The sequence below is a fragment of the Zhengella sedimenti genome, from assembly GCF_046506625.1.
GTDB lineage: Bacteria > Pseudomonadota > Alphaproteobacteria > Rhizobiales > Rhizobiaceae > Zhengella > Zhengella sedimenti.
This window is the reverse complement of record NZ_JBKFFP010000001.1, coordinates 551,683-570,063: the sequence shown is the minus strand read 5'-3', so window position 1 is coordinate 570,063 and position 18,381 is coordinate 551,683. Positions and strand designations below refer to the sequence as shown.

General features: G+C 65.6%; 21 protein-coding genes. 7 read left to right on the top strand and 14 right to left on the bottom strand.

What is annotated here, in order from left to right:
- Positions 1-176: 176 nt before the first annotated feature.
- From ACLB6G_RS02900 to ACLB6G_RS02890, 3 genes are read right to left on the bottom strand one after another with little or no spacing between them, the layout of a single operon-like run.
- Positions 177-764 (bottom strand): protein-S-isoprenylcysteine O-methyltransferase, encoded by a 588-nt coding sequence (locus ACLB6G_RS02900; RefSeq protein ID WP_410354603.1) that lies wholly within the window; start codon positions 762-764, stop codon positions 177-179.
- Positions 761-1,933 carry a hypothetical protein gene (locus tag ACLB6G_RS02895; RefSeq protein ID WP_410354602.1) on the bottom strand — a complete coding sequence of 391 codons (1,173 nt, stop codon included), beginning with the start codon at positions 1,931-1,933 and terminating at the stop codon, positions 761-763. The genes ACLB6G_RS02900 and ACLB6G_RS02895 overlap by 4 nt, the downstream gene beginning before the upstream one ends.
- A 35-nt stretch (positions 1,934-1,968) precedes the next feature.
- Positions 1,969-3,192, bottom strand: coding sequence for an argininosuccinate synthase (locus ACLB6G_RS02890; protein ID WP_410354601.1), 1,224 nt, complete (start codon positions 3,190-3,192; stop codon positions 1,969-1,971).
- 289 nt (positions 3,193-3,481) lie between these two features.
- On the opposite strand from ACLB6G_RS02890, the gene ACLB6G_RS02885 reads away from it, so the two are divergent.
- Entirely contained in the window at positions 3,482-3,691 is a 210-nt protein-coding gene (locus ACLB6G_RS02885; RefSeq protein WP_410354600.1) for a hypothetical protein, read from the top strand.
- Between the two features lie 118 nt (positions 3,692-3,809).
- On the top strand, positions 3,810-4,451 hold the full coding sequence (locus ACLB6G_RS02880; protein WP_410354599.1) for a LysE family translocator: 642 nt from the start codon (positions 3,810-3,812) through the stop codon (positions 4,449-4,451).
- On the opposite strand, the gene ACLB6G_RS02875 is transcribed toward ACLB6G_RS02880, so the two are convergent.
- The 3 genes from ACLB6G_RS02875 to ACLB6G_RS02865 all read right to left on the bottom strand — a co-directional run bounded on the left by ACLB6G_RS02875 (position 4,423) and on the right by ACLB6G_RS02865 (position 6,806).
- On the bottom strand, positions 4,423-4,887 hold the full coding sequence (locus tag ACLB6G_RS02875; RefSeq protein WP_410354598.1) for a hypothetical protein: 465 nt from the start codon (positions 4,885-4,887) through the stop codon (positions 4,423-4,425). The genes ACLB6G_RS02880 and ACLB6G_RS02875 overlap by 29 nt on opposite strands.
- Positions 4,888-4,894: 7 nt before the next feature.
- Complete coding sequence (rlmN, locus tag ACLB6G_RS02870) at positions 4,895-6,124, bottom strand: 23S rRNA (adenine(2503)-C(2))-methyltransferase RlmN (protein WP_410354597.1); 1,230 nt, start codon at positions 6,122-6,124, stop codon at positions 4,895-4,897.
- 178 nt (positions 6,125-6,302) lie between these two features.
- Positions 6,303-6,806, bottom strand: coding sequence for an invasion associated locus B family protein (locus ACLB6G_RS02865; RefSeq protein ID WP_410355157.1), 504 nt, complete (start codon positions 6,804-6,806; stop codon positions 6,303-6,305).
- 367 nt (positions 6,807-7,173) lie between these two features.
- On the opposite strand from ACLB6G_RS02865, the gene ACLB6G_RS02860 reads away from it, so the two are divergent.
- A complete protein-coding gene (locus ACLB6G_RS02860) occupies positions 7,174-7,734 on the top strand; it encodes a sigma-70 family RNA polymerase sigma factor (protein WP_410354596.1) in 561 nt (186 codons plus the stop codon).
- Between the two features lie 15 nt (positions 7,735-7,749).
- Here ACLB6G_RS02860 and ACLB6G_RS02855 read toward each other — a convergent pair whose 3' ends face one another.
- The 8 genes from ACLB6G_RS02855 to ACLB6G_RS02820 form a co-directional block, all read right to left on the bottom strand.
- Positions 7,750-8,178: a YkvA family protein gene (locus ACLB6G_RS02855; protein WP_410354595.1), complete on the bottom strand. Its 429-nt coding sequence runs from the start codon at positions 8,176-8,178 to the stop codon at positions 7,750-7,752.
- 82 nt (positions 8,179-8,260) lie between these two features.
- The gene (locus ACLB6G_RS02850) at positions 8,261-8,548 is read right to left on the bottom strand and encodes a 4a-hydroxytetrahydrobiopterin dehydratase (protein WP_410354594.1); all 288 of its coding nucleotides are present in this window, start codon (positions 8,546-8,548) and stop codon (positions 8,261-8,263) included.
- A gap of 106 nt (positions 8,549-8,654) precedes the next feature.
- Positions 8,655-9,254 (bottom strand): RNA 2',3'-cyclic phosphodiesterase, encoded by a 600-nt coding sequence (gene thpR, locus ACLB6G_RS02845; protein ID WP_410354593.1) that lies wholly within the window; start codon positions 9,252-9,254, stop codon positions 8,655-8,657.
- Positions 9,255-9,493: 239 nt separating this feature from the next.
- The gene (locus ACLB6G_RS02840; RefSeq protein ID WP_410354592.1) at positions 9,494-10,909 is read right to left on the bottom strand and encodes a S8 family serine peptidase; all 1,416 of its coding nucleotides are present in this window, start codon (positions 10,907-10,909) and stop codon (positions 9,494-9,496) included.
- Between the two features lie 73 nt (positions 10,910-10,982).
- Positions 10,983-11,666, bottom strand: a complete 684-nt coding sequence (locus ACLB6G_RS02835) for a hypothetical protein (protein WP_410354591.1) — start codon at positions 11,664-11,666, stop codon at positions 10,983-10,985.
- Positions 11,663-12,238, bottom strand: a complete 576-nt coding sequence (locus ACLB6G_RS02830; RefSeq protein ID WP_410354590.1) for a sigma-70 family RNA polymerase sigma factor — start codon at positions 12,236-12,238, stop codon at positions 11,663-11,665. The genes ACLB6G_RS02835 and ACLB6G_RS02830 overlap by 4 nt, the downstream gene beginning before the upstream one ends.
- Before the next feature lie 78 nt (positions 12,239-12,316).
- Positions 12,317-12,673 (bottom strand): hypothetical protein, encoded by a 357-nt coding sequence (locus ACLB6G_RS02825; protein WP_410354589.1) that lies wholly within the window; start codon positions 12,671-12,673, stop codon positions 12,317-12,319.
- A 108-nt stretch (positions 12,674-12,781) separates the two neighbouring features.
- Positions 12,782-13,441: an arylesterase gene (locus ACLB6G_RS02820; RefSeq protein ID WP_410354588.1), complete on the bottom strand. Its 660-nt coding sequence runs from the start codon at positions 13,439-13,441 to the stop codon at positions 12,782-12,784.
- 63 nt (positions 13,442-13,504) lie between these two features.
- Here ACLB6G_RS02820 and ACLB6G_RS02815 point away from each other — a divergent pair, with 63 nt between their 5' ends.
- The 4 genes from ACLB6G_RS02815 (at position 13,505) to ACLB6G_RS02800 (ending at position 18,358) form a co-directional block, all read left to right on the top strand.
- On the top strand, positions 13,505-14,209 hold the full coding sequence (locus ACLB6G_RS02815) for an ABC transporter ATP-binding protein (protein WP_410354587.1): 705 nt from the start codon (positions 13,505-13,507) through the stop codon (positions 14,207-14,209).
- A gap of 10 nt (positions 14,210-14,219) precedes the next feature.
- Positions 14,220-16,766 (top strand): ABC transporter permease, encoded by a 2,547-nt coding sequence (locus ACLB6G_RS02810; RefSeq protein WP_410354586.1) that lies wholly within the window; start codon positions 14,220-14,222, stop codon positions 16,764-16,766.
- Between the two features lie 214 nt (positions 16,767-16,980).
- Positions 16,981-17,721 carry a Bax inhibitor-1/YccA family protein gene (locus tag ACLB6G_RS02805; RefSeq protein WP_410354585.1) on the top strand — a complete coding sequence of 247 codons (741 nt, stop codon included), beginning with the start codon at positions 16,981-16,983 and terminating at the stop codon, positions 17,719-17,721.
- A gap of 109 nt (positions 17,722-17,830) precedes the next feature.
- Positions 17,831-18,358, top strand: coding sequence for a GNAT family N-acetyltransferase (locus ACLB6G_RS02800; protein WP_410354584.1), 528 nt, complete (start codon positions 17,831-17,833; stop codon positions 18,356-18,358).
- Positions 18,359-18,381: the final 23 nt, after the last annotated feature.

The window sequence follows — 18,381 nt, the reverse complement described above, 5'->3', positions numbered from 1 at the left end:
CGCGCCGAGGTCCGGTTGGCCTCAAGCGGCCGGTAGCCGGCCTTTTCGCGATTGCGTGTCGGCGCGTTCAGTAACCGCTCTCCCCGGCCATTCAATTTAGAACAGCATGATATATGGGGGAGTCAGGACCGCAAAGCCGCGTCGTGGCGCGATCCCGTCAAAAAAGCGGGCGCGGTCTACCACACGCCGGGAACGAGCCTTTTCGTCCGCGCCGCATAGGCGCGCCATTCCTCGCCGAAGGCTTCCTCCATCATGCGCTCTTCCGGTCCGATGCGGGTGAAGAACAGAAAGCCGAAGCAGACGATGCCGGAAAGGCCGGCTATCCAGTTGGCCAGCAACAACGCCTGGGCTATCGCCATCAGCCAGAAGGCCGTGTACATGGGATGGCGAACCCGGGCATAGACGCCACTGGTCACCAGCTTGTGGCCCTCCTTCAGTTGCAGGGACACGCTCCACATGCGGCCGAGTGCCTTGTGGGTCAGCCGGAACATCACCAGCGCCGCCGCCGCGACGATCACGCCGGACCAGAAGGCAAGGGTCCATGCGGGCCGGTCGGCAAAGGCTGGAAAGCCGGTCAGCGCGTAGATGGCGGGAATGACGCCGATCCCCGTGATCGAGAGTGCGAGCCGCATCCGCTCGGCGCCGGGCTTCCGGTCGACCGAGAGCTTCATTTTCTTGACCCGGCGCTCATGGGGATAGCGCAGGATATACCAGCCAACGCCCAGGATCCCCCAGACGATGCGGCCCAGGATGTAGTAGCTCATGCGCTGCCCTCCCCGGCGCCGGCCAGGCTTTCCGGCAGCCCGCCGCGCGCAACGACATCGGCGAAGGGAACGGGCCCTGCCGTGATCATGTGAAACGAATAGGGTGAGCGCCGCTCGACGCCATAGACGAACTGGCGATGCACCCGGTAGATGTCGCGGCGGATCGCCTTGTAGGTTTCCGGCGATAACTGGCTGCGGAATCGGACCCTGGACGTGCGCTGGCGTTCGGTCGCCTTGTCCGAGAACATGCGGGCCGGATCGGATCCGTAACAATGCAGCGGATCGGTCAGCGACTGGACGTCGAGCCAGCGCGTATCGTTGCCGACAATGACGCTGACCGCGTCGCGGAAGCGCTTGCCGGCCGGATGCAGGGCGAACTTCAGGAGACTGGAGCCGCAGGTGAGCAGCCCGGCCCGTTTCGCCTCCGGCACGGTCTGCAGCAGGTCCGCCAGCGTCAGGACCGCGCTCGGCGCGCCGAAGCTGTGCGCAGCGACCAGGATCTCGTCGGCCTGGCTCTCGGCGGCACGCTTGCGCGCATCGGCCATGACATGGGCGAGCTTGGCTTCCACGTCGCTGTTCCGCTGGCGCACGAAATCGCGCGAGAAGGTCCAGTCGTCGATGAACAGCATCAGGTGCAGGCGCTTGCCCGCGCGCCAGAACACCGCGGCAACCAGCGCCAGCACGATGAGCCAGCCGGCAATGGATGGAATGCCGGGCCAGACCAGACCGGCAAGGCCGGCCACGGCCGCTCCCGCCAGCAGGGCCACGGCCAGAAGGATGACCGGATAGAGCACGAAGACGAGGTAGCGCCAGGCGACCCGGCCATAGCGGAGGAACGCGCCCGACAGGATGAAGTCGCCATAGCCCTGGAGTCCGGTGAGGATGCGCGCGACAAACGGCCGCTCGTCATACATGGAATTGAGCGCCGCCAGCCCGTAGACGACCATCGTCGTTTCGGTGCGCCAGCCCTCGCCCTCGGCCACCACGTCGAAGACGCCGGTATCGACCGGGCCCCGATCGACCCGCGCCTCGCCGACATGCAATTTCGCGCCATACAGCGGGGCGGCCTTCTGCCCCTCGCGCTCGAACCGGCGGCGATGCGCCTCGACCGGGACGGGCTCGAAGCCGGGAAAGCTCAGCACGAGGCGGGTTTTCACCGGCTCCGACATGACAGATCTCCTGACCCGGTTCCTCTTTCGCGGTTTCAGCCCTGGCGGCGGCGCTTGGCCAGCGTGCGCAGGCGCAGCGCGTTGAGGCGGATGAAGCCTGCGGCGTCCTTCTGGTCATAGGCGCCGTGATCGTCCTCGAACGTCACCAGTTCATCGGAGTAGAGCGACTTCGGCGACCGGCGGCCGGTGACCATGACATTGCCCTTGTAGAGCTTGAGCCGGACCTGGCCTTCCACATCCTCCTGGCTCTTGTCGATCAGCGCCTGCAGCATCTCGCGCTCCGGCGCGAACCAGAACCCGTTGTAGATCAACTCGGCATAGCGCGGCATGAGCTCATCCTTGAGATGGGCGGCGCCGCGGTCGAGCGTGATCGATTCGATGGCCCGGTGCGCGGCCAGCAGGATGGTGCCGCCGGGCGTCTCGTAGACACCGCGCGACTTCATGCCGACGAAGCGGTTCTCGACCAGGTCGATACGGCCGATGCCGTTGTCGCGGGCAAGGTCGTTGAGCGCGGCCAGAAGCGTGGCCGGGCTCATCGCCTCGCCGTTCAGGGCAACGGCGTCGCCGCGCTTGAAGTCGATGGTGATCTCGGTCGGCGTGTCGGGCGCGTCCATCGGCGAGATGGTGCGCATGTGCACATATTCCGGTGCCTCGACCCAAGGGTCTTCCAGCACCTTGCCCTCGGAAGACGAGTGCAGCAGGTTGGCATCCACCGAGAACGGGGCCTCGCCATGCTTGTCCTTGGGCACCGGGATCTGGTGCATCTGCGCGAAATTGATGAGATCGGTGCGCGACTTGAACGACCAGTCGCGCCACGGCGCGATCACCTTGATATCGGGATTGAGCGCATAGGCGGACAGTTCGAAGCGGACCTGGTCGTTGCCCTTGCCCGTTGCGCCATGGGCGATGGCGTCGGCGCCGGTCTCCTCGGCGATCTCGACGAGGCGCTTGGAGATCAGCGGCCGGGCAATCGAAGTGCCCAGCAGGTAGATGCCCTCATATTGCGCATTGGCGCGGAACATCGGGAAGACGAAGTCGCGCACGAATTCCTCGCGCAGGTCCTCGATGTAGATGTCCTTGATGCCCAGCATCTCGGCCTTGCGGCGTGCCGGCTCCAGTTCCTCGCCCTGGCCGAGATCCGCGGTGAAGGTGACCACCTCCGCGCCGATTTCGGTTTGCAGCCATTTCAGGATGATGGAGGTATCAAGCCCGCCGGAATAGGCCAGAACCACTTTCTTGACGTCTTTCCACTTTTCCATGTCGCCGGTTTCTTCGATCTGTTGTGTTGCCTGGCTTCCTGCCCGGACCTGCCGGACCGTTCGCGCGCCTTTTAGACGAGAAAACAGCGGCGCGTAAGACCCCGCGGGCAATGCCGGTCCGGCGCCGGAGAAAATGGCGCGCGCAGGAAGGTACGGGCCGGCATGGAACCTGGGGAGAATGGCCGCTGCGCGCCTTTCGTGTCATGCTTCCGCCCGAATCGGGGCAGAGGCCGCTCGTGCGGGGCGGTCGTCTGAAAACCGGTCCGGACAGTGACATCAAGGGGGCGGCATGGGCACGAAACCGGTAGCGTTGCGGTATGATTGCGAAGCGTCGATCACGAAGGCGATAGCCGCACTGCGGCAGGAAGGGGTTCACCGGGACGACCTGGAAGCTCGCCTCATGGCGCTGGGACCCGTGGACCTCGACCTGCTGGCCGCTGTCCTGCGCCGCCTCGACATGGCAAAGGCCCTGGGAGAGACTGAAGCCAGGGCCGCCTGATTTCGCTTCCGCCATTTCCGGGGGCTTGCCAAGCAAGCCCCGCCTGGATCATGACTTGGCGACGCCACGCGGCCGGAGAGCGGTCCGGCCGCCATTTCATCCGTTGCCAGGTGCAAGCATGGATTTCATTCCCGCCCTCCCCGTCCTCGCCACATTCTCCGTGGCCTGCATCGTCCTCGCCATCACGCCGGGCCCCGACATGTCGCTGTTTCTGTCGCGGGCGATTTCGCAAGGCCGGGCGGCGGGCCTTGCCTGCATGTCCGGCGCCCTGACCGGCATCGTGGTCCACACGGCGATGGTGGCGCTCGGCCTGTCGGCACTCATCGTCGCCGCGCCGGTTGCCTTCAACGCGCTGAAACTCGTCGGCGCGGGCTATCTCGCCTGGCTGGCCTTCGATGCGATCCGCAACGGTTCATCGCTCAACCTGAAGGCCGGCCCCACGCGCATCAGGTCCCTGAAGGCCAATTTCCTGACCGGACTCGGGGTCAACCTGCTGAACCCGAAGATCATCCTGTTCTTCATGACCTTCCTGCCGCAATTCGTCTCCGCCAGCGATCCGCACGCCATCGGCAAGTTCTTCTTCCTTGGCCTGATGTTCAACGTGATCTCGCTGCCGATCATCGTGCCGATGATCCTCGCGGCCCATTCCATGGCCGACTTCCTGAAGCGAAAGCCGCTGGTCACGCGGGTGATCGACTGGATTTTCGCCGGCGTCTTTTCCGCCTTCGCCTTCAGGATCCTGATGACGCCGGGCCGTTGACGATGCGCCGGAGCGTGCGACCCGCGCTGCGGCCCGCCAGCAGCCAGTAGACGAAGCCGCCGACCGTGCCGGAGGCCGCGCCGACGGCGAAGGCCTTGGTCGTCGGATCGGCTGCCTGCAATGTGTACATCCATACGGCGAGACCGCCGGTGACGGTTCCCGCAACCAGGTGAAAGACCAGGCCGCGCAGCGAGAAGTATTCGCTGACCAGCGCGATGGCGAAGAATGGAACGAGGGCCAGCGACCCCGCGGTCGCCGTGACGATCACCGCCAGCGGCAGGATGGTGAGCCAGTGCTCGGAAAAACTCTCGTTGCTGCCCGGATCGAGGATTCCCGAAAGCGCCAGCGTGAAGAAGAAGCCGGCCGCCGCCAGCGCCATGATGAAGGACAGCGTCATGCCCGCAAGGCGCAACAGGAAGGCGGCGACGTCGGACATTCCGTCCCTATTCGCCGTGACCGGCGATCATCATGGCTTCCAGCGCCAGGCGTTCGGACTTGCGCAACCGCTCCGATTCGCTTTTCAGCTGTCCGCAGGCCGCCAGGATATCGCGCCCGCGCGGCGTGCGGATCGGCGAGGCATATCCGTTGGCATTGATGAAGTCGGCGAACTTCTCGATCTGCTCCCAGTCGGAGCACGCATAGCTGGAACCGGGCCAGGGATTGAACGGGATCAGGTTGATCTTCGCGGGGATGCCCTTGAGCAACTGCACGAGGCGCTTGGCATCCTCGAAACTGTCATTGACGCCCTTGAGCATGACATATTCGAAGGTGATGCGGCGCGCATTCGACAGGCCCGGATAGTCGCGGCAGGCCTGCATGAGCTTTTCCAGCGGGTACTTCTTGTTGATCGGCACCAGCACGTCGCGCAACTCGTCGGTCGTGGCATGCAGCGAGATGGCGAGCATGACGCCGATCTCCTCGCCGGTGCGGTAGATTTCCGGCACCACGCCCGAGGTTGACAGGGTGATCCGCCGCTTCGACAGCGACAGGCCGTCACCGTCGGAGGCGATCAGCAGCGCGGTCTTCACTTCCTCGAAATTGTACAGCGGTTCGCCCATGCCCATCATGACGATATTGGTCACCTTGCGTTCGGTGACCGGCACGATGGCGCCTTCCGGCGTGTCATGGCCGGGGAAGTCGCCGAGCCGGTCGCGCGCGACCAGCAATTGCGACAGGATCTCGCCGGCTGTCAGGTTGCGCACCAGCTTTTGCGTTCCGGTATGGCAGAAGGAGCAGGTCAGCGTGCAGCCGACCTGGCTGGAAATGCACAGCGTGCCGCGCCCTTCCTCCGGAATGTAGACGGTTTCCACCTCGACTGGCCTGCCGGCGCCGCGCGGCGGGAAGCGCAGCAGCCATTTGCGCGTTCCGTCGGCGGAAATCTGTTCCTCGACGATCTCCGGCCGGCCGATTTCGAAATGGTCCGCCAGCTTCGCGCGCAGGTCCTTGGAAATGTTGAACATGTGCGCGAAATCCGACACGCCGCGCACATAGAGCCAGTGCCAGAGCTGGCTGACACGCATGCGCACCTGCCGCTCGGGAATGCCGATGGACTTGAGCGCCTCGGCCATGGCGTCGCGGCTCATGCCGACAAGCGACGGCTTGGCGTTGTCCCGCACGCGCCCGGACAGGGCGGCGCGCGATTCATGGCTGGTCAGGTCAATGGACAGCGTCATTTTGGTCCGGATCCGTTGTAAGGCCTGCTGCGCAGGCGGGTCGCGTCAGGTCGGCCGCGCCCGTCTTGTCTGGCGAGCGCCATAGCACAGGGCGCGGCGCATGGCCAGAATTGCCGGATGCTCACGCACGAAGGCCGGGCGGATGCCCGGCCTTGCGCCATTGCCGTGCATTGTCTCGTTACTTGCAGCTCGAAATCGATTCCAGCGCCGCCGTGATGCCGGACAGCGAGAACATGTAATGGGTGTCGTTGCCTCGCCCGGACACCGCATCCACCTTCATCTTCGCGCCGGCCTTCATGGCGGCGACGAGCTGCGGTTCCTCCGCGGCATTCTCCAGCCAGCCGGATTTGCCGCGCACGAACATGGTGAAGGCCTTGCCGTCGATCGTCACCTGCACCTTCGATCCCTCCTTCATCGCGTAGGAGGTGATGAACTGCGGCTCGTAGGCCACGTTCTCGCCCGGTTTCATGGAAACGAAGAAATAGATGTCGCCATGATCGAGGCTGGACGGTTCCTTCGATTCCGGTACCGACAGGACGTAGCAAACCTTGCCCTGGTTGCTGTCATAGGCGTAGGTGCCCCACGCGGTATGCTGCGACAGCTTGACCGGGCTTTGCGCTTGTGCCGGCAGCACCGCTGCAAGGAGGGTCAGTGTCGCCAGGGTTGTCTTCAATCCGTGCATTGCCGCCATTTCCATTCTTCCCAGTTGCTGACCTGCGGACGCATGTCTGCTCTGTTTGCCTGCAATTTGAAGGAAACGGGGTTACCAAAATGTAAAGAACGGTGCGATCGTCACCGAAAAGCGGCGACACCCACTGCCCTGCCCGGCCCCCACGCTTCCCGCGTCCAGCCAGGAGCATAAGAAACCCGAGAAAAAGGCAAGAGTTTGGCTTGCACGCCCGGGTCCTTCCGCGGCAGGCTTCGGCCCTTGAAAGGCCTGTTCACCAAAATAGCGTCTTGCCGTGACGGGCCAAGCGGTTAGTTTGGTCGCAGGGCGGACGCGTGTCGAAACCGTCTGCAAGAGAGACGGAAGAACCGGTCGCGCAACCGTGAATGATGCAGAAGAATTTGCCCGGCTTGCCGGACTGGTTGCGGAAAACCGGGACAAGGACGCGTTCGCGCGCCTTTTCCGGCATTTCGCGCCGCGTATCAACGCTTACCTTCAGAAACTGGGACTTGATGCCGCCCAGGCGGAAGAGATGGCCCAGGATGTCATGGCTGTGCTCTGGCACAAGGCCGGCCTGTTCGACCCGACCAAATCCTCGCTTTCGACCTGGCTCTTCCGGATCGCGCGCAACCGCCGCATCGACGCGATTCGCCGTGACCGGTCGCACCTTATCGATCCCGACGACCCGCTCCTGCACCCAGAAGCTCCTGAACAGGCCGACGAACAGCTCGATGCCGCCGAACGCGATGGCCGCGTGCGCGCGGTGCTGACCGTCCTTCCGCCCGAACAGCGCAAGCTGATCCAGATGGCTTTCTTCCTGGGCATGACGCATACGCAGATCGCCGATGCCGAAGGCTTGCCGATGGGAACGGTGAAATCGCGGATCAGGCTGGCCTTCAACCGGCTGCGCAAGGCGCTGGATGAGGAAGAGGCGGCCAGCTGAGCGGCCTGCGGACGCTCAGGCGTCGATCTCGATACCCTTTTCGCCGCGGCCTTGCCTTGCCTCGTCTTCGATGTCGGGATGTTCCCGCAACGCCCGCTTCGCCGCTTCGCGATGGGCAGGCGTGATATGCGAGCGAACCATGGCGAAGGCCGCGGTCAGTACCGCGACATCATCGGAAAAACCGATCAGGGCGAGCAGGTCCGGCACGGTGTCGAGGGGAAAGACGAAATAGGCCAGCGCACCGAGCAGGATGCCGCGCACCTTCATCGGCGTCTTCGGATCCATGGCGCAGAAATAGGCGGCAACGACCTCGTCCATGAAGGGGATCTGGCGTGCCGCGCGCCGCGCCGTCGACCAGAAACGGGCGCGCACGCGCTCGGCCCGGCGATTCTGCTGGTGTTCGCTGCCGGGCTCCAGGATCTCGCCGATCTTTGCTTCGTCCATCGGTCTCACTCCCGTGACTCCAGGTCCTTCATGTGGGGACCATGGCCATGCGGCGCAAGCCGCGGGCGGCCGGACAGGGGCGTCAGAACGCGTTCATCCGGGTTGCGAGCATGATGTCGAGTTCGGTGATTCCGCCTGAATCATGCGTGGTCAGGCGAACCGTCACGCGGTTGTAGACATTCGACCATTCCGGATGGTGATCGAGTTTCTCGGCTGCCATCGCCGCACGCGCCATGAACCCGAAGGCGGCGGAGAAATCGTCGAAACGGAACGTCTTGACGATCGCATTGCCTTCATCCTCCCGGTGCCACCCTTCCAGATCGATCAGGGCGAGGTCGATCTCGCTGTCCGCGAGAAGCGGTCTTGCCATGGCGCTCACCTCCTCATTCGTCACGTGTATTTCTTTCCCGCGATGCCGGCGCGGTCCCGTTTGCGATTGCCTGACCCGTCATGCTTGCGGGCCGCAACGACCGGCGTCAGCGGCCTGTCCAGGCGGCCATGCTCATCGACAGGTTGGAATGGCGCAGCGGGTGCGATGCCGAGCCGGTCAGCGGCCAGGCCTCCTCGACGACATAGGGACCCCCGCCAACCGAATCGCGTGACGACATCAGGACGAAACGGCCCGCCTTGAAGGGCGTGGCGGCGAAATTGCCACGCGCCGACAGCCATGCGGCGACGTCGCCGGGCTTGGCGTTCTTCAGCCGGGCGACCGTGACATGGGGCACGAACTTGCGCGCATCCGGCGGAAGGCCGAGGCGCTGGCAACGCCGCTCGATCTCCGCCTGCAGGGCCGCCAGATCGGGTGACGCGGCGACGTTCACATGGATGGAATGGGGTTTCTTCGAACCGAAGGCGCCCACACCGGCCAGTTGAAGCTGGAAGGCCGGCCGGTGGATGCGGTCGAGCTCGTTGACGATCATGTCGGCGACATGGTGCTCGACATCGCCGAAGAACCGCAGCGTGATGTGGTAGTTTTCCACGTCGATCCAGCGGGCGCCCGGCAATCCGCCGCGCAGGAGCGACACGGACATGGCCGCATCGCGCGGTATTTCGAGGGCGGTGAAAAGTCGCGGCATGGCTCCCTCCCCGAATCGGTCGTCTGGGTCCAGCGAATCATCGAAAGGTGCCGAGGGCAAGGCGTTTGTTTCCTGTCGCTGATTTTGCAGTGCAAAAACAGGTATGCTGCACCGCAATATGCATCTATGCTCGGCCTGCCCGGCTGATTCCAGCGCCCATGCGTGCATGGCCGGTGCGGCATGACGGAAAACCCGGCGCACGGAGACGGCAGTGACGGCCAATCACCACCATCCACCGCCTAATGCGGTGACAATGCCGCAAGCGCCCTGCCCGCATCGGGGCGGCCTGCCCCGAAAACCGCATCCGGCCCGGGCGCGCCCAGATCGCTGGCCGTTTCCCTGAGGATAGAGCGCAGATGCGCGGCGGAAAGACCCGGCCGCGCCTGCAACAGGAGAGCAGCAAGGCCCGTCACATGCGCGGTGGCGAGCGATGTGCCGGAAACGACCCCGAAGCGTTTTCCCGGTGCCAGCGCCAGGATATCGACGCCCGGTGCGGCAAGTTCGAGATAGGCACCGCGATTGGCGCGTTCATAGACGCGGTCGGCCTCGTCGATGGCGGTCACGGCGATGGCGGATTCATAGGCAGCGGGGAAGAGCGGCCCGGCTTCCGGCCCGTCGTTCCCCGCGGCCGCCAGGGTCACCATGCCACGTCGTTCCGCCCCCTTGAGACCATTTTCGAGCAACGGATCGCGCGGGCCTGCAAAGGAAAGGTTGAGGATCGAGGCGTCGCGCGCCCCGGCCTCGTCGAGCCCCCGGCCGATCGTCCAGCTGTCGGAGACAGGGCGCCCTTCGCGATCCTTCCAGAACACGCCGACGGCAAGGATGTCGGAAGCCGGCGCCACACCCTCCAGCGTCCCCCGCGCCGCCAGGATGCCGGCGACCGACGTACCATGAGCGTCGGCCTCGCCCGTGCCGGTCAGGTCCACGACGGTCAGTGCGGCGCCGGCCAGTTCCGGATGGTCGCGGTCGACCAGGGAGTCGAGAACGGCGATGCGGATGCCGCGGCCGTCGTGGTCGCGGCGCACCGGTTCGAGCGCCAGGCGCGCCAGCGCATATTGCGGCGCGGCGGCCCGGGCCTGGGCCTGCTGCAGGCGATAAAGGTAGTTCGGCTGGGCATAGACGACGACGGGGTCGGCCTCCAGCGCGGCGATCACCGCGCGGACCGGTTGCCCGGAAACGATGGTGTAGCGATGCGCGGTGATGCCGGCGAGGCGGAATGTACGTGCAGCCTCGTGGCGCAGGTTCAGCCGCGCCACCAGCGCATTCATCCGGGCCTGCGGCGCGTTCAGCTGGTAGCGCACGATCACCTGGTCAGGCGCGAAACGGGCTTCACCGTCGGGTGGCGCCCCGCCTGGTGCGCTTTCACGGGGAACGAAGACCGGCCGCGGCACGCGGCGCGCCGGCTGCGGGGCAGGGCTCTTGCGCGCGGGCCGGACGGCAGGCCTGTTGCGCGCCGGGCGGGCCGCTTCCTCGCGGCTTCCCCGCGACAGCAGCCGGTCGAGGAATCCCGGTCCGCCCTGCCTTTCAGCCCGGGTCGGTGCCGGTTCGACGAAGCGCGGGCGCCCGCCCTCATTGGCCATTGAAGGAAGCGGCGCGGCCAAGGCGGCGAGAAACGCGGCCAGGAACAGCGCCATCGAACGGTGACCACGCAGCATGGCACACCCCCTTTCCCTGTTTGCGGTCAGTCTAGACCATCCGGAGCAGGAAGTCGTCCCGCGCTGGCAGGGATCATCCCGCCGGCAGGGCCAGGACCACCGCGGCACCATCGGTTGTCAGGCGCTCGGCCAGTTCCGAAGCATCCCCGGCGGCGCTGCCGGGAAATGCCACGCGGAACAACCCACCCGGCAGTGGCCCTTCGACAATCCGCGCGCCGCGCTCCTCCAGCCAGGCGGCGGCGTCGTCCATGGCAAGGCCGGGCGCAAAGCGCAACAGGACCTGGAGCCCGTCCGCCGGAACCGTCTCGCCGGACGCCGTCCGGTATTCCGGCCCCGCCCGGTCGCCCAGCAGCGCAAGGATCGCTCCGCCCTGCACGAGGATCACCAGGACGGCAGCGGTCGCGGCGAAAGCCATGCGCGGACTGTCGAACAGGCCGCCGAACAACCGTGCGAAGAAGCCTGGACCCTTGGCGTCCATCGCGGCCTGCCGGGCCGCACGGCGAGAATCGCCGGCGATCCTGGCGGAAAGCGCCGCATCGAACCGCGCCTGCATGGAGGACGGCACCGCTTCGGCGGAGGCCAGTTCGCGGGTTGCCTCGCGATCCTCGAGGACCAGGGCATATTCGGCCGCCAGTCCGGAATCCGCCTTCAGCGCGGCTTCGACCCTGCTGGCCTCTGCCGGTTCGAGCGTGCCGGCTGCATGCCAGGGCAGGAGCAGCGACAGTTCCGCCCGTTCCTCGTCCGTGATCCTTGTCATGGCCATCCCCGATCCAGTCCGGCCGCCTGCATCAGTGCCGACAGTTTCCTGCGGGCATTGAACATGCGCGTCTTGACCGTGTTTTCCGGCACCTGGAGGATTTCCGCAACGTCCCTGACGGAGGTCTCATGATAGTAGACCAGGTCGATGACGATGCGATGCTCCTCCGGCAGCGCGGCGATGCAGTTTCTCAGCGCTTCGGCCTTGGAGACCTTCTGCGCGGTGATCTCGGGCGTGTCCGCCCCGTCGGCGAGGCCACCCAGCGCCTCGTCCGGATCCACCGTCTTCTTGCGGGCGCGCCGCGCGTTGAGCGCCTTGTAGCGCGCTATGCCGAGCAGCCAGCTTGTCACCCGGGACCGGAACTCGAAGCGGTCCGCCAGCGTCCAGACGTCCAGGAAGACATCGTTGGCGAGGTCTTCGGCCATGGCGGTATTGTCCTCGAAGCGGCGGATGAAATGGAAGACACGCCGGTGATGGCGGGCATAGAGGGCTTCCAGCGCCCGGCGTTCGCCTTTGGCGATCTGCCGGACCAGGTCTTCGTCGCTTGCTTCCTTGACGGACGCGACGCCCATGGCCCTCTCCCCTCCTTGCCGCAAACGGGACGGCGGCTGAAAGTGTAGCCGCCGTCCGTGGCAAGGTCCATCGCCGGTTCAACGGCCGCCGATGACGACGTGGAGGCCGGGCAGGATGCCGATCGACATGATGCCGTCCGTGTGATTGATGGCGTAGGGAACCGAACGGCCGCGCCGCACCTTGCGCACGGGCTTGGCCTTGTCGACCGGACGGACCTTGGTGATCTTGCCATCGCGGTCGCGGTGGATGATCCGGGTGTAGCCGCATTCGGCGCATCTGCGGATGGTGCGGGTGGAACCGTCGCGCTCGTGGACCTTTACGAACGCGTCGCGCGGGGTTCCGCCACCACCGCCACCCATGGCGGACGCGCCGGAAACGGCGGCCGTGGCTGAAATGATGGCGGCGAAGGCGGTCAATGCGGTTTTCCTGAACATGATGTGTCCCTTTCTTCCCTTGGGTGGCCTGATTGCCACTGTCCTTGGGTGTCGCGGGACCCGCAAAAGGTTCACGTGCAAACGGAAAAACCGCAAAAAAGAATACAACTAATTGGAATTGCTATCTTTATTCTTTGGATGGTTGGCCATGGCAGCTTCCACGGCCGGCATGATGTTCCCGACCATTACCGCCACGCCTTGCGGATTGGGATGCATCCCGTCTTCCAGCAGGAGGTCCTGCCGGGCAGCCACGCCGTCAAGGAAGAAGGGATGGAGCGCGACGCCATGTTCCTTCGCCAGGTCCGGGTAGATGGCGTTGAACTGCGCCGCGTAGGAGTCACCCATGTTGGGCGGCGCCAGCATGCCGGCCAGCAGGACCGCGATGCCGCGCTCCTTCAGGCGCGAGATCATCGCGTCGAGATTGCTTCGCGTCAGCGCCGGATCGATGCCGCGCAGCGCGTCATTGGCGCCCAGCTCGAGGATCACGAGATCGGCATCGTCGGGAACCGACCAGTCGAGGCGCGACAGCCCGCCACTCGTGGTGTCGCCGGAAACCCCGGCATTGGCCACGGTGACGTCGTGGCCGGCCTTCCTCAGCGCCGCCTCGAGCTGGCCTGTGAACCCTTCGCCGGGGCCAAGCTGGTAGCCGGCCATCAGGCTGTCGCCGAAGCCGATGATCCTGAACGGTTCGGCCCGGGCATGCCCGATGCCTGACAGCAAGACAGAACCGAGAAGCGCAACAATGCGTAACCAGCCTTTGAACAGCATGCGTTCAATCCCATATGACGAAGAACATTCGATGTCGCCCAAGCAATATAGGACCGTTTCGCCGTGACCCAACCCGCCATCGCGCTTTCCGGTGTTTCACTGACGCTCGGAAACGGTGCATCCCGCGTGCATGTCCTCAAGGGCATCGACCTGACCATCGGATCCGGCGAGACCGTCGGCATCGTCGGCCCTTCCGGTTCGGGAAAATCGACGTTGCTGATGGTGATCGGCGGGCTGGAGCGTATCGACGCGGGCGCGGTCCATATCGCCGGAACGTCCATCCACGACAAGAGCGAGGACGCGGTCGCGGAATTCAGGGGCCGCAACATCGGCATCGTTTTCCAGTCCTTCCATCTCATCCCGAACATGACGGCCCTTGAAAACGTGGCCGTTCCGCTGGAACTGGCCGGCCGGCGCGACGCCTTCGAGGTGGCGCGCCAGGAACTGGCCGCGGTCGGTCTCGGCGAGCGCCTGACCCATTATCCGGGCGAATTGTCCGGCGGCGAACAGCAGCGCGTGGCCATTGCCCGCGCTCTCGCGCCCGAACCTGCCATCGTGATCGCCGACGAACCGACCGGGAATCTCGATGAGCGCACCGGCGGCGCGGTGGCCGATCTCCTGTTCGAAACCGCGCGCAAGCGCGGCATGACGCTGGCGCTGGTGACGCACGATCCCTCCCTGGCCGCGCGCTGTTCACGTCAGGTCGCCATGCATTCCGGGCGCATCGAAACGTCGACGGGCGAAGCCCTTCCGCGGCGTACGGCGTGAGGCGCGCACCATGACCTTCCTGCGCACCCTCTCGCTGGCATGGCGTTTCTCGCTGCGCGAAATGCGTGGCGGGCTGTCCGGTTTCGCCATCTTCCTTGCCTGTATCGCACTCGGCGCGGGCGCAATCGGCGGCGTCAACTCGGTCGCCCGGTCCATCACATCGGGCGTCACCGCGGAAGGCCGGACCCTGCTTGGCGGCGACATGCGCTTCCAGCTGAACCAGCGCGAGACATCGGCGGAGGAACGTGCCTACCTGGAGAGCCTCGGCCGGCTTTCGCACAGCGCCGAAATGCGATCCATGGTCCGCCTGCCCGACGGCAGCGACCAGACACTGGCGGAAGTGAAGGCGGTGGACGGCGCATACCCGCTGGCCGGAACCCTCGTCACCGAACCGCCGCTGGCAGGCGATGCCTTGTTCGCCCTTTCGGACGGCGCCTATGGTGCCGCTGTTGCCGATCTGCTGATGGAACGGCTCGGCCTTTCGCTTGGCGACAGGGTCGAACTCGGCAATGCAACCTTCGAATTGCGCACGCGCATCGTGACCGAGCCGGACATGATCTCCGGCGGGTTCGGCTTCGCGCCGCGGTTCATGGTCTCGCTCGATGCCTTGCGCGCATCCGGCCTGATCCAGCCGGGCAGCCTCGTCGAGCACGACTACAAGATCGACCTGGGTGCGCGCGGCACGCCGGGCGGCATCGCCGCCATCCGCGACGAGGCCGCCAGCCGCTTCCCGCAGGCCGGCTGGTCGATCCGCGACAGCGCCAATGCCGCCCCGGCGCTTGCATCCAACATCGAGCGTTTCTCGCAGTTCCTGACGCTTGTCGGCCTGACAGCGCTGGTCGTCGGCGGCGTGGGCGTAGGCAACGCGGTGCGGTCCTACCTCGACTCCAAGCGCGCCGTCATCGCCACCTTCAAGTGCCTCGGCGCATCCGGCGCGTTCGTCTTCACCGTCTATCTTGTACAGATCCTGCTGATCGCGGCGGCGGGCATCGCCATCGGCCTGGTGATTGCCGCTGCCATGCCGCTTGCGGCCGGCCATGCGCTGGGCGCGATCATCCCGGTTCCGGTCACGGGCGGGCTCTATCCCGGCGCGCTCGCCATGGCGGCGCTGTTCGGGTTCCTGGTGACGGTGGCCTTCGCGCTCATCCCGCTCGGACGTGCCCGCGACGTGCCCGCCACCGCGCTCTTTCGTGAAATGGGTTTCGATGCCCATGGCTGGCCGCGCCCGGCCTATCTCGGCGCGGCAGCCCTGGCGCTCGCACTGCTTGCCGGGCTTGCCGTGTGGGCGGCCGAAAGCCGGATGCTGGCCGCATCGTTCCTGGCCTCCGTCGCCGCCGCCTTCGTCGTGCTGCGCGCCGTGGCGGTGGGCGTCCAGGCTCTGGCGCGCAAGGCGCCGGTTGTCCGCTCCACCCCGCTCCGGCTCGCCATCGGCAATATTCACCGGCCGGGCGCGCTGACGCCTTCGGTCGTGCTGTCGCTCGGGCTCGGCCTCACGCTTCTCGTGTCGCTTGCCCTGATCGACGGCAACCTGCGCAACCAGATCACCGGTTCGCTGCCCGAACGCGCGCCGAACTTCTTCTTCGTCGACATCCAGAGCGGCGAGGTCGACCGTTTCGCCGATCTCATCGAGAGCGAATCGGAGGGCAAGCTGGTGCGTGTTCCCATGCTGCGCGGCCGCATCATCGCCCTCAATGGCGAGGACGTCACGAAGATCGACGTGCCGCCGGAGGGTGCCTGGGTGCTGCGTGGCGACCGGGGCCTGACCTATTCGCAGCGCGTGCCCGAGAACTCGCGGCTCGTTGAAGGCGAATGGTGGCCGGAGGACTATTCCGGCGAACCGCTGGTATCGTTTTCCGCCGAGGAGGCAGGCGAGATCGGGCTGAAGACGGGCGACACGGTCACCGTCAACGTGCTGGGCCGCAACGTGACCGCCCGCATCGCCAACCTCCGTGAAGTGGCCTGGGAATCGCTCGGCATCAATTTCGTCATGGTCTTCTCGCCCAACACGCTGGCCGGCGCTCCCCATGCCTGGCTGGCCACCCTGACCGATGCGCAGGCCGGCCCGGCCGAAGAGGCGCGCCTCCTCAACGCGGTGACGCGCGCCTTCCCGTCCGTCACGACGGTTCGGGTGAAGGATGCGCTGGACGTGGTCGACCGGGTCGTTGGCCAGCTGGCGCTCGCCATCCGCGCCGCGGCATCGGTTGCCCTCATAGCCTCGGTGCTCGTCCTTTCCGGTGCGCTGGCCGCGTCCAACCGGGCGCGCGTGCATGACGCCGTCGTGCTGAAGATGCTCGGCGCCACGCGGCGCGACCTGATCGGCGCCTTCAGCCTCGAATACGCCTTGATCGGGCTTGCCACGGCGACCTTTGCACTTGCCGCGGGCGGTTTTGCGGCCTGGGCGGTCGTCTCGCAGATCATGAACCTGCAATCGTCCTTCCTGCCCGACGTCGCGGTGACCACCCTCGCCGTGGCGCTGGTCCTCACCGTGGGCTTCGGCCTGATCGGAACCTGGCGGGTCCTGGGACACAAGGCCGCTCCTGTGCTCCGGACCCTGTAGGTTACGGAAAATCAAGGTTAATGCCCCGTTTGCAACCGTCGGGAAGCAATTCACGCATGTTTGTTCCCGCCCGCGCCCTGGCAGGTCTTGTTTGGGCGCACGGGACGTCACATATTGAACGCAGGCATGCTGGAGTTCCGCCAGCGGCGCCTGGGGGCTTGGGCATGGTACGCTCCTCCCGACACCCGACGGAACAGTAGCAAAGAGGACTTTCATGGCTGATCTTCGCAATTACCAGATGCGATCCGGCGTGCAGACCCATGCCGACGCCTCCATTGATGAGGGGCTCCGCTCCTACATGCTCAAGGTCTACAACCTCATGGCGCTCGGCCTGGCGATCACCGGCCTGGCGGCGTGGGGCGGCTTCAATTTCGCGGTGCAGGACGGACAGCTGACCCAGTTCGGACAGCTCATGTTCGCCAGCCCGCTGAAGTGGGTGCTCATCCTGGCGCCGCTCGGCATGGTGTTCTTCCTGTCGTTCCGCATTCACAAGATGAGCGTGGCGGCGGCACAGACCACCTTCTGGGTCTATGCGGCGCTTGTCGGGCTGTCGCTGTCGACGATCTTCCTCGTCTATACGCAGACCTCGATCGTTCGCACCTTCTTCATCACCGCCTCGGCCTTCGGCGCCCTGTCGCTCTACGGTTACACCACGAAGCGTGACCTGTCGGGCATGGGCTCCTTCCTGATCATGGGCCTGTTCGGCATCATCATCGCCTCGGTGGTGAACATTTTCCTTGGCTCGTCAGCGCTGCAGTTCGCCATTTCGGTGATCGGCGTACTCGTGTTTTCCGGCCTGACCGCCTATGACACGCAACAGATCAAGGAGATGTACTACGAGGGCGACGGTGCCCTGGTGGCCGGACGCAAGGCGATCATGGGTGCGCTGCGCCTCTATCTCGACTTCCTCAACCTGTTCATGTTCCTGCTCCAGTTCCTCGGCAACCGCGAGTGAACCCGCGCTGGATGTGATCCGGAAACCGGAGGGCGGCTTTCAGGCCGCCCTTTTCTTTTCGGTCCGGTGCTGGCAGAGCTTCCGTTTGTCATCCAAGCGGACCTGAAACATGCCGACCCTCAGACCAGCCGTTGCCGCCGACCTTCCCGCTTTCCAGGCGATCTATGCCGACGCCGTCCTGCATGGCACGGCATCCTACGAGATCGACCCGCCCGATCTGGCGGAAATGACGAGGCGCTACGAAACGGTCCGGGATGACGGCTATCCCTGGCTGACAGCCGAGGACGGAGACGGCACCGTGCTGGGCTATGCCTATGCCGGCGCGTTCCGCCCGCGTCCCGCCTACCGGTTCATGGTCGAGGATTCGATCTATGTCGCGCCGGAATCCAAGGGACAGGGCGTCGGCCGGGCGCTCCTTGCCGCGCTCATCGAAGCGTGCCGCAGAGACGGCTACCGCCAGATCCTCGCCGTCATTGGCGATGCCGAACGCAACCGCGCATCCATCGCGCTGCATCAGGCGCTCGGCTTTTCGCCATGCGGCCTGATTTCCGGCTCGGGCTTCAAGCACGGGCGGTGGCTGGATACCGCGCTCATGCAGCTTGCCCTCAATGGCGGTCGTTCCACCCCGCCCGGCTGACCGGGGGCGCAAGCCCCGGATAC

Coding starts and splice junctions, on each gene's coding strand:
- ACLB6G_RS02830 (WP_410354590.1), bottom strand. CDS start 12,238: ATGGGCGTCGCGTCCGTCAAGGAAGCAAGCGACGAAGACCTGGTCCGG.
- ACLB6G_RS02895 (WP_410354602.1), bottom strand. CDS start 1,933: ATGTCGGAGCCGGTGAAAACCCGCCTCGTGCTGAGCTTTCCCGGCTTC.
- ACLB6G_RS02850 (WP_410354594.1), bottom strand. CDS start 8,548: ATGGCAAGACCGCTTCTCGCGGACAGCGAGATCGACCTCGCCCTGATC.
- rlmN (WP_410354597.1), bottom strand. CDS start 6,124: ATGACGCTGTCCATTGACCTGACCAGCCATGAATCGCGCGCCGCCCTG.
- ACLB6G_RS02805 (WP_410354585.1), top strand. CDS start 16,981: ATGGCTGATCTTCGCAATTACCAGATGCGATCCGGCGTGCAGACCCAT.
- ACLB6G_RS02900 (WP_410354603.1), bottom strand. CDS start 764: ATGAGCTACTACATCCTGGGCCGCATCGTCTGGGGGATCCTGGGCGTT.
- ACLB6G_RS02825 (WP_410354589.1), bottom strand. CDS start 12,673: ATGTTCAGGAAAACCGCATTGACCGCCTTCGCCGCCATCATTTCAGCC.
- ACLB6G_RS02890 (WP_410354601.1), bottom strand. CDS start 3,192: ATGGAAAAGTGGAAAGACGTCAAGAAAGTGGTTCTGGCCTATTCCGGC.
- ACLB6G_RS02820 (WP_410354588.1), bottom strand. CDS start 13,441: ATGCTGTTCAAAGGCTGGTTACGCATTGTTGCGCTTCTCGGTTCTGTC.
- ACLB6G_RS02880 (WP_410354599.1), top strand. CDS start 3,810: ATGGATTTCATTCCCGCCCTCCCCGTCCTCGCCACATTCTCCGTGGCC.
- ACLB6G_RS02810 (WP_410354586.1), top strand. CDS start 14,220: ATGACCTTCCTGCGCACCCTCTCGCTGGCATGGCGTTTCTCGCTGCGC.
- thpR (WP_410354593.1), bottom strand. CDS start 9,254: ATGCCGCGACTTTTCACCGCCCTCGAAATACCGCGCGATGCGGCCATG.
- ACLB6G_RS02800 (WP_410354584.1), top strand. CDS start 17,831: ATGCCGACCCTCAGACCAGCCGTTGCCGCCGACCTTCCCGCTTTCCAG.
- ACLB6G_RS02875 (WP_410354598.1), bottom strand. CDS start 4,887: ATGTCCGACGTCGCCGCCTTCCTGTTGCGCCTTGCGGGCATGACGCTG.
- ACLB6G_RS02855 (WP_410354595.1), bottom strand. CDS start 8,178: ATGGACGAAGCAAAGATCGGCGAGATCCTGGAGCCCGGCAGCGAACAC.
- ACLB6G_RS02835 (WP_410354591.1), bottom strand. CDS start 11,666: ATGACAAGGATCACGGACGAGGAACGGGCGGAACTGTCGCTGCTCCTG.
- ACLB6G_RS02840 (WP_410354592.1), bottom strand. CDS start 10,909: ATGCTGCGTGGTCACCGTTCGATGGCGCTGTTCCTGGCCGCGTTTCTC.
- ACLB6G_RS02865 (WP_410355157.1), bottom strand. CDS start 6,806: ATGCACGGATTGAAGACAACCCTGGCGACACTGACCCTCCTTGCAGCG.
- ACLB6G_RS02885 (WP_410354600.1), top strand. CDS start 3,482: ATGGGCACGAAACCGGTAGCGTTGCGGTATGATTGCGAAGCGTCGATC.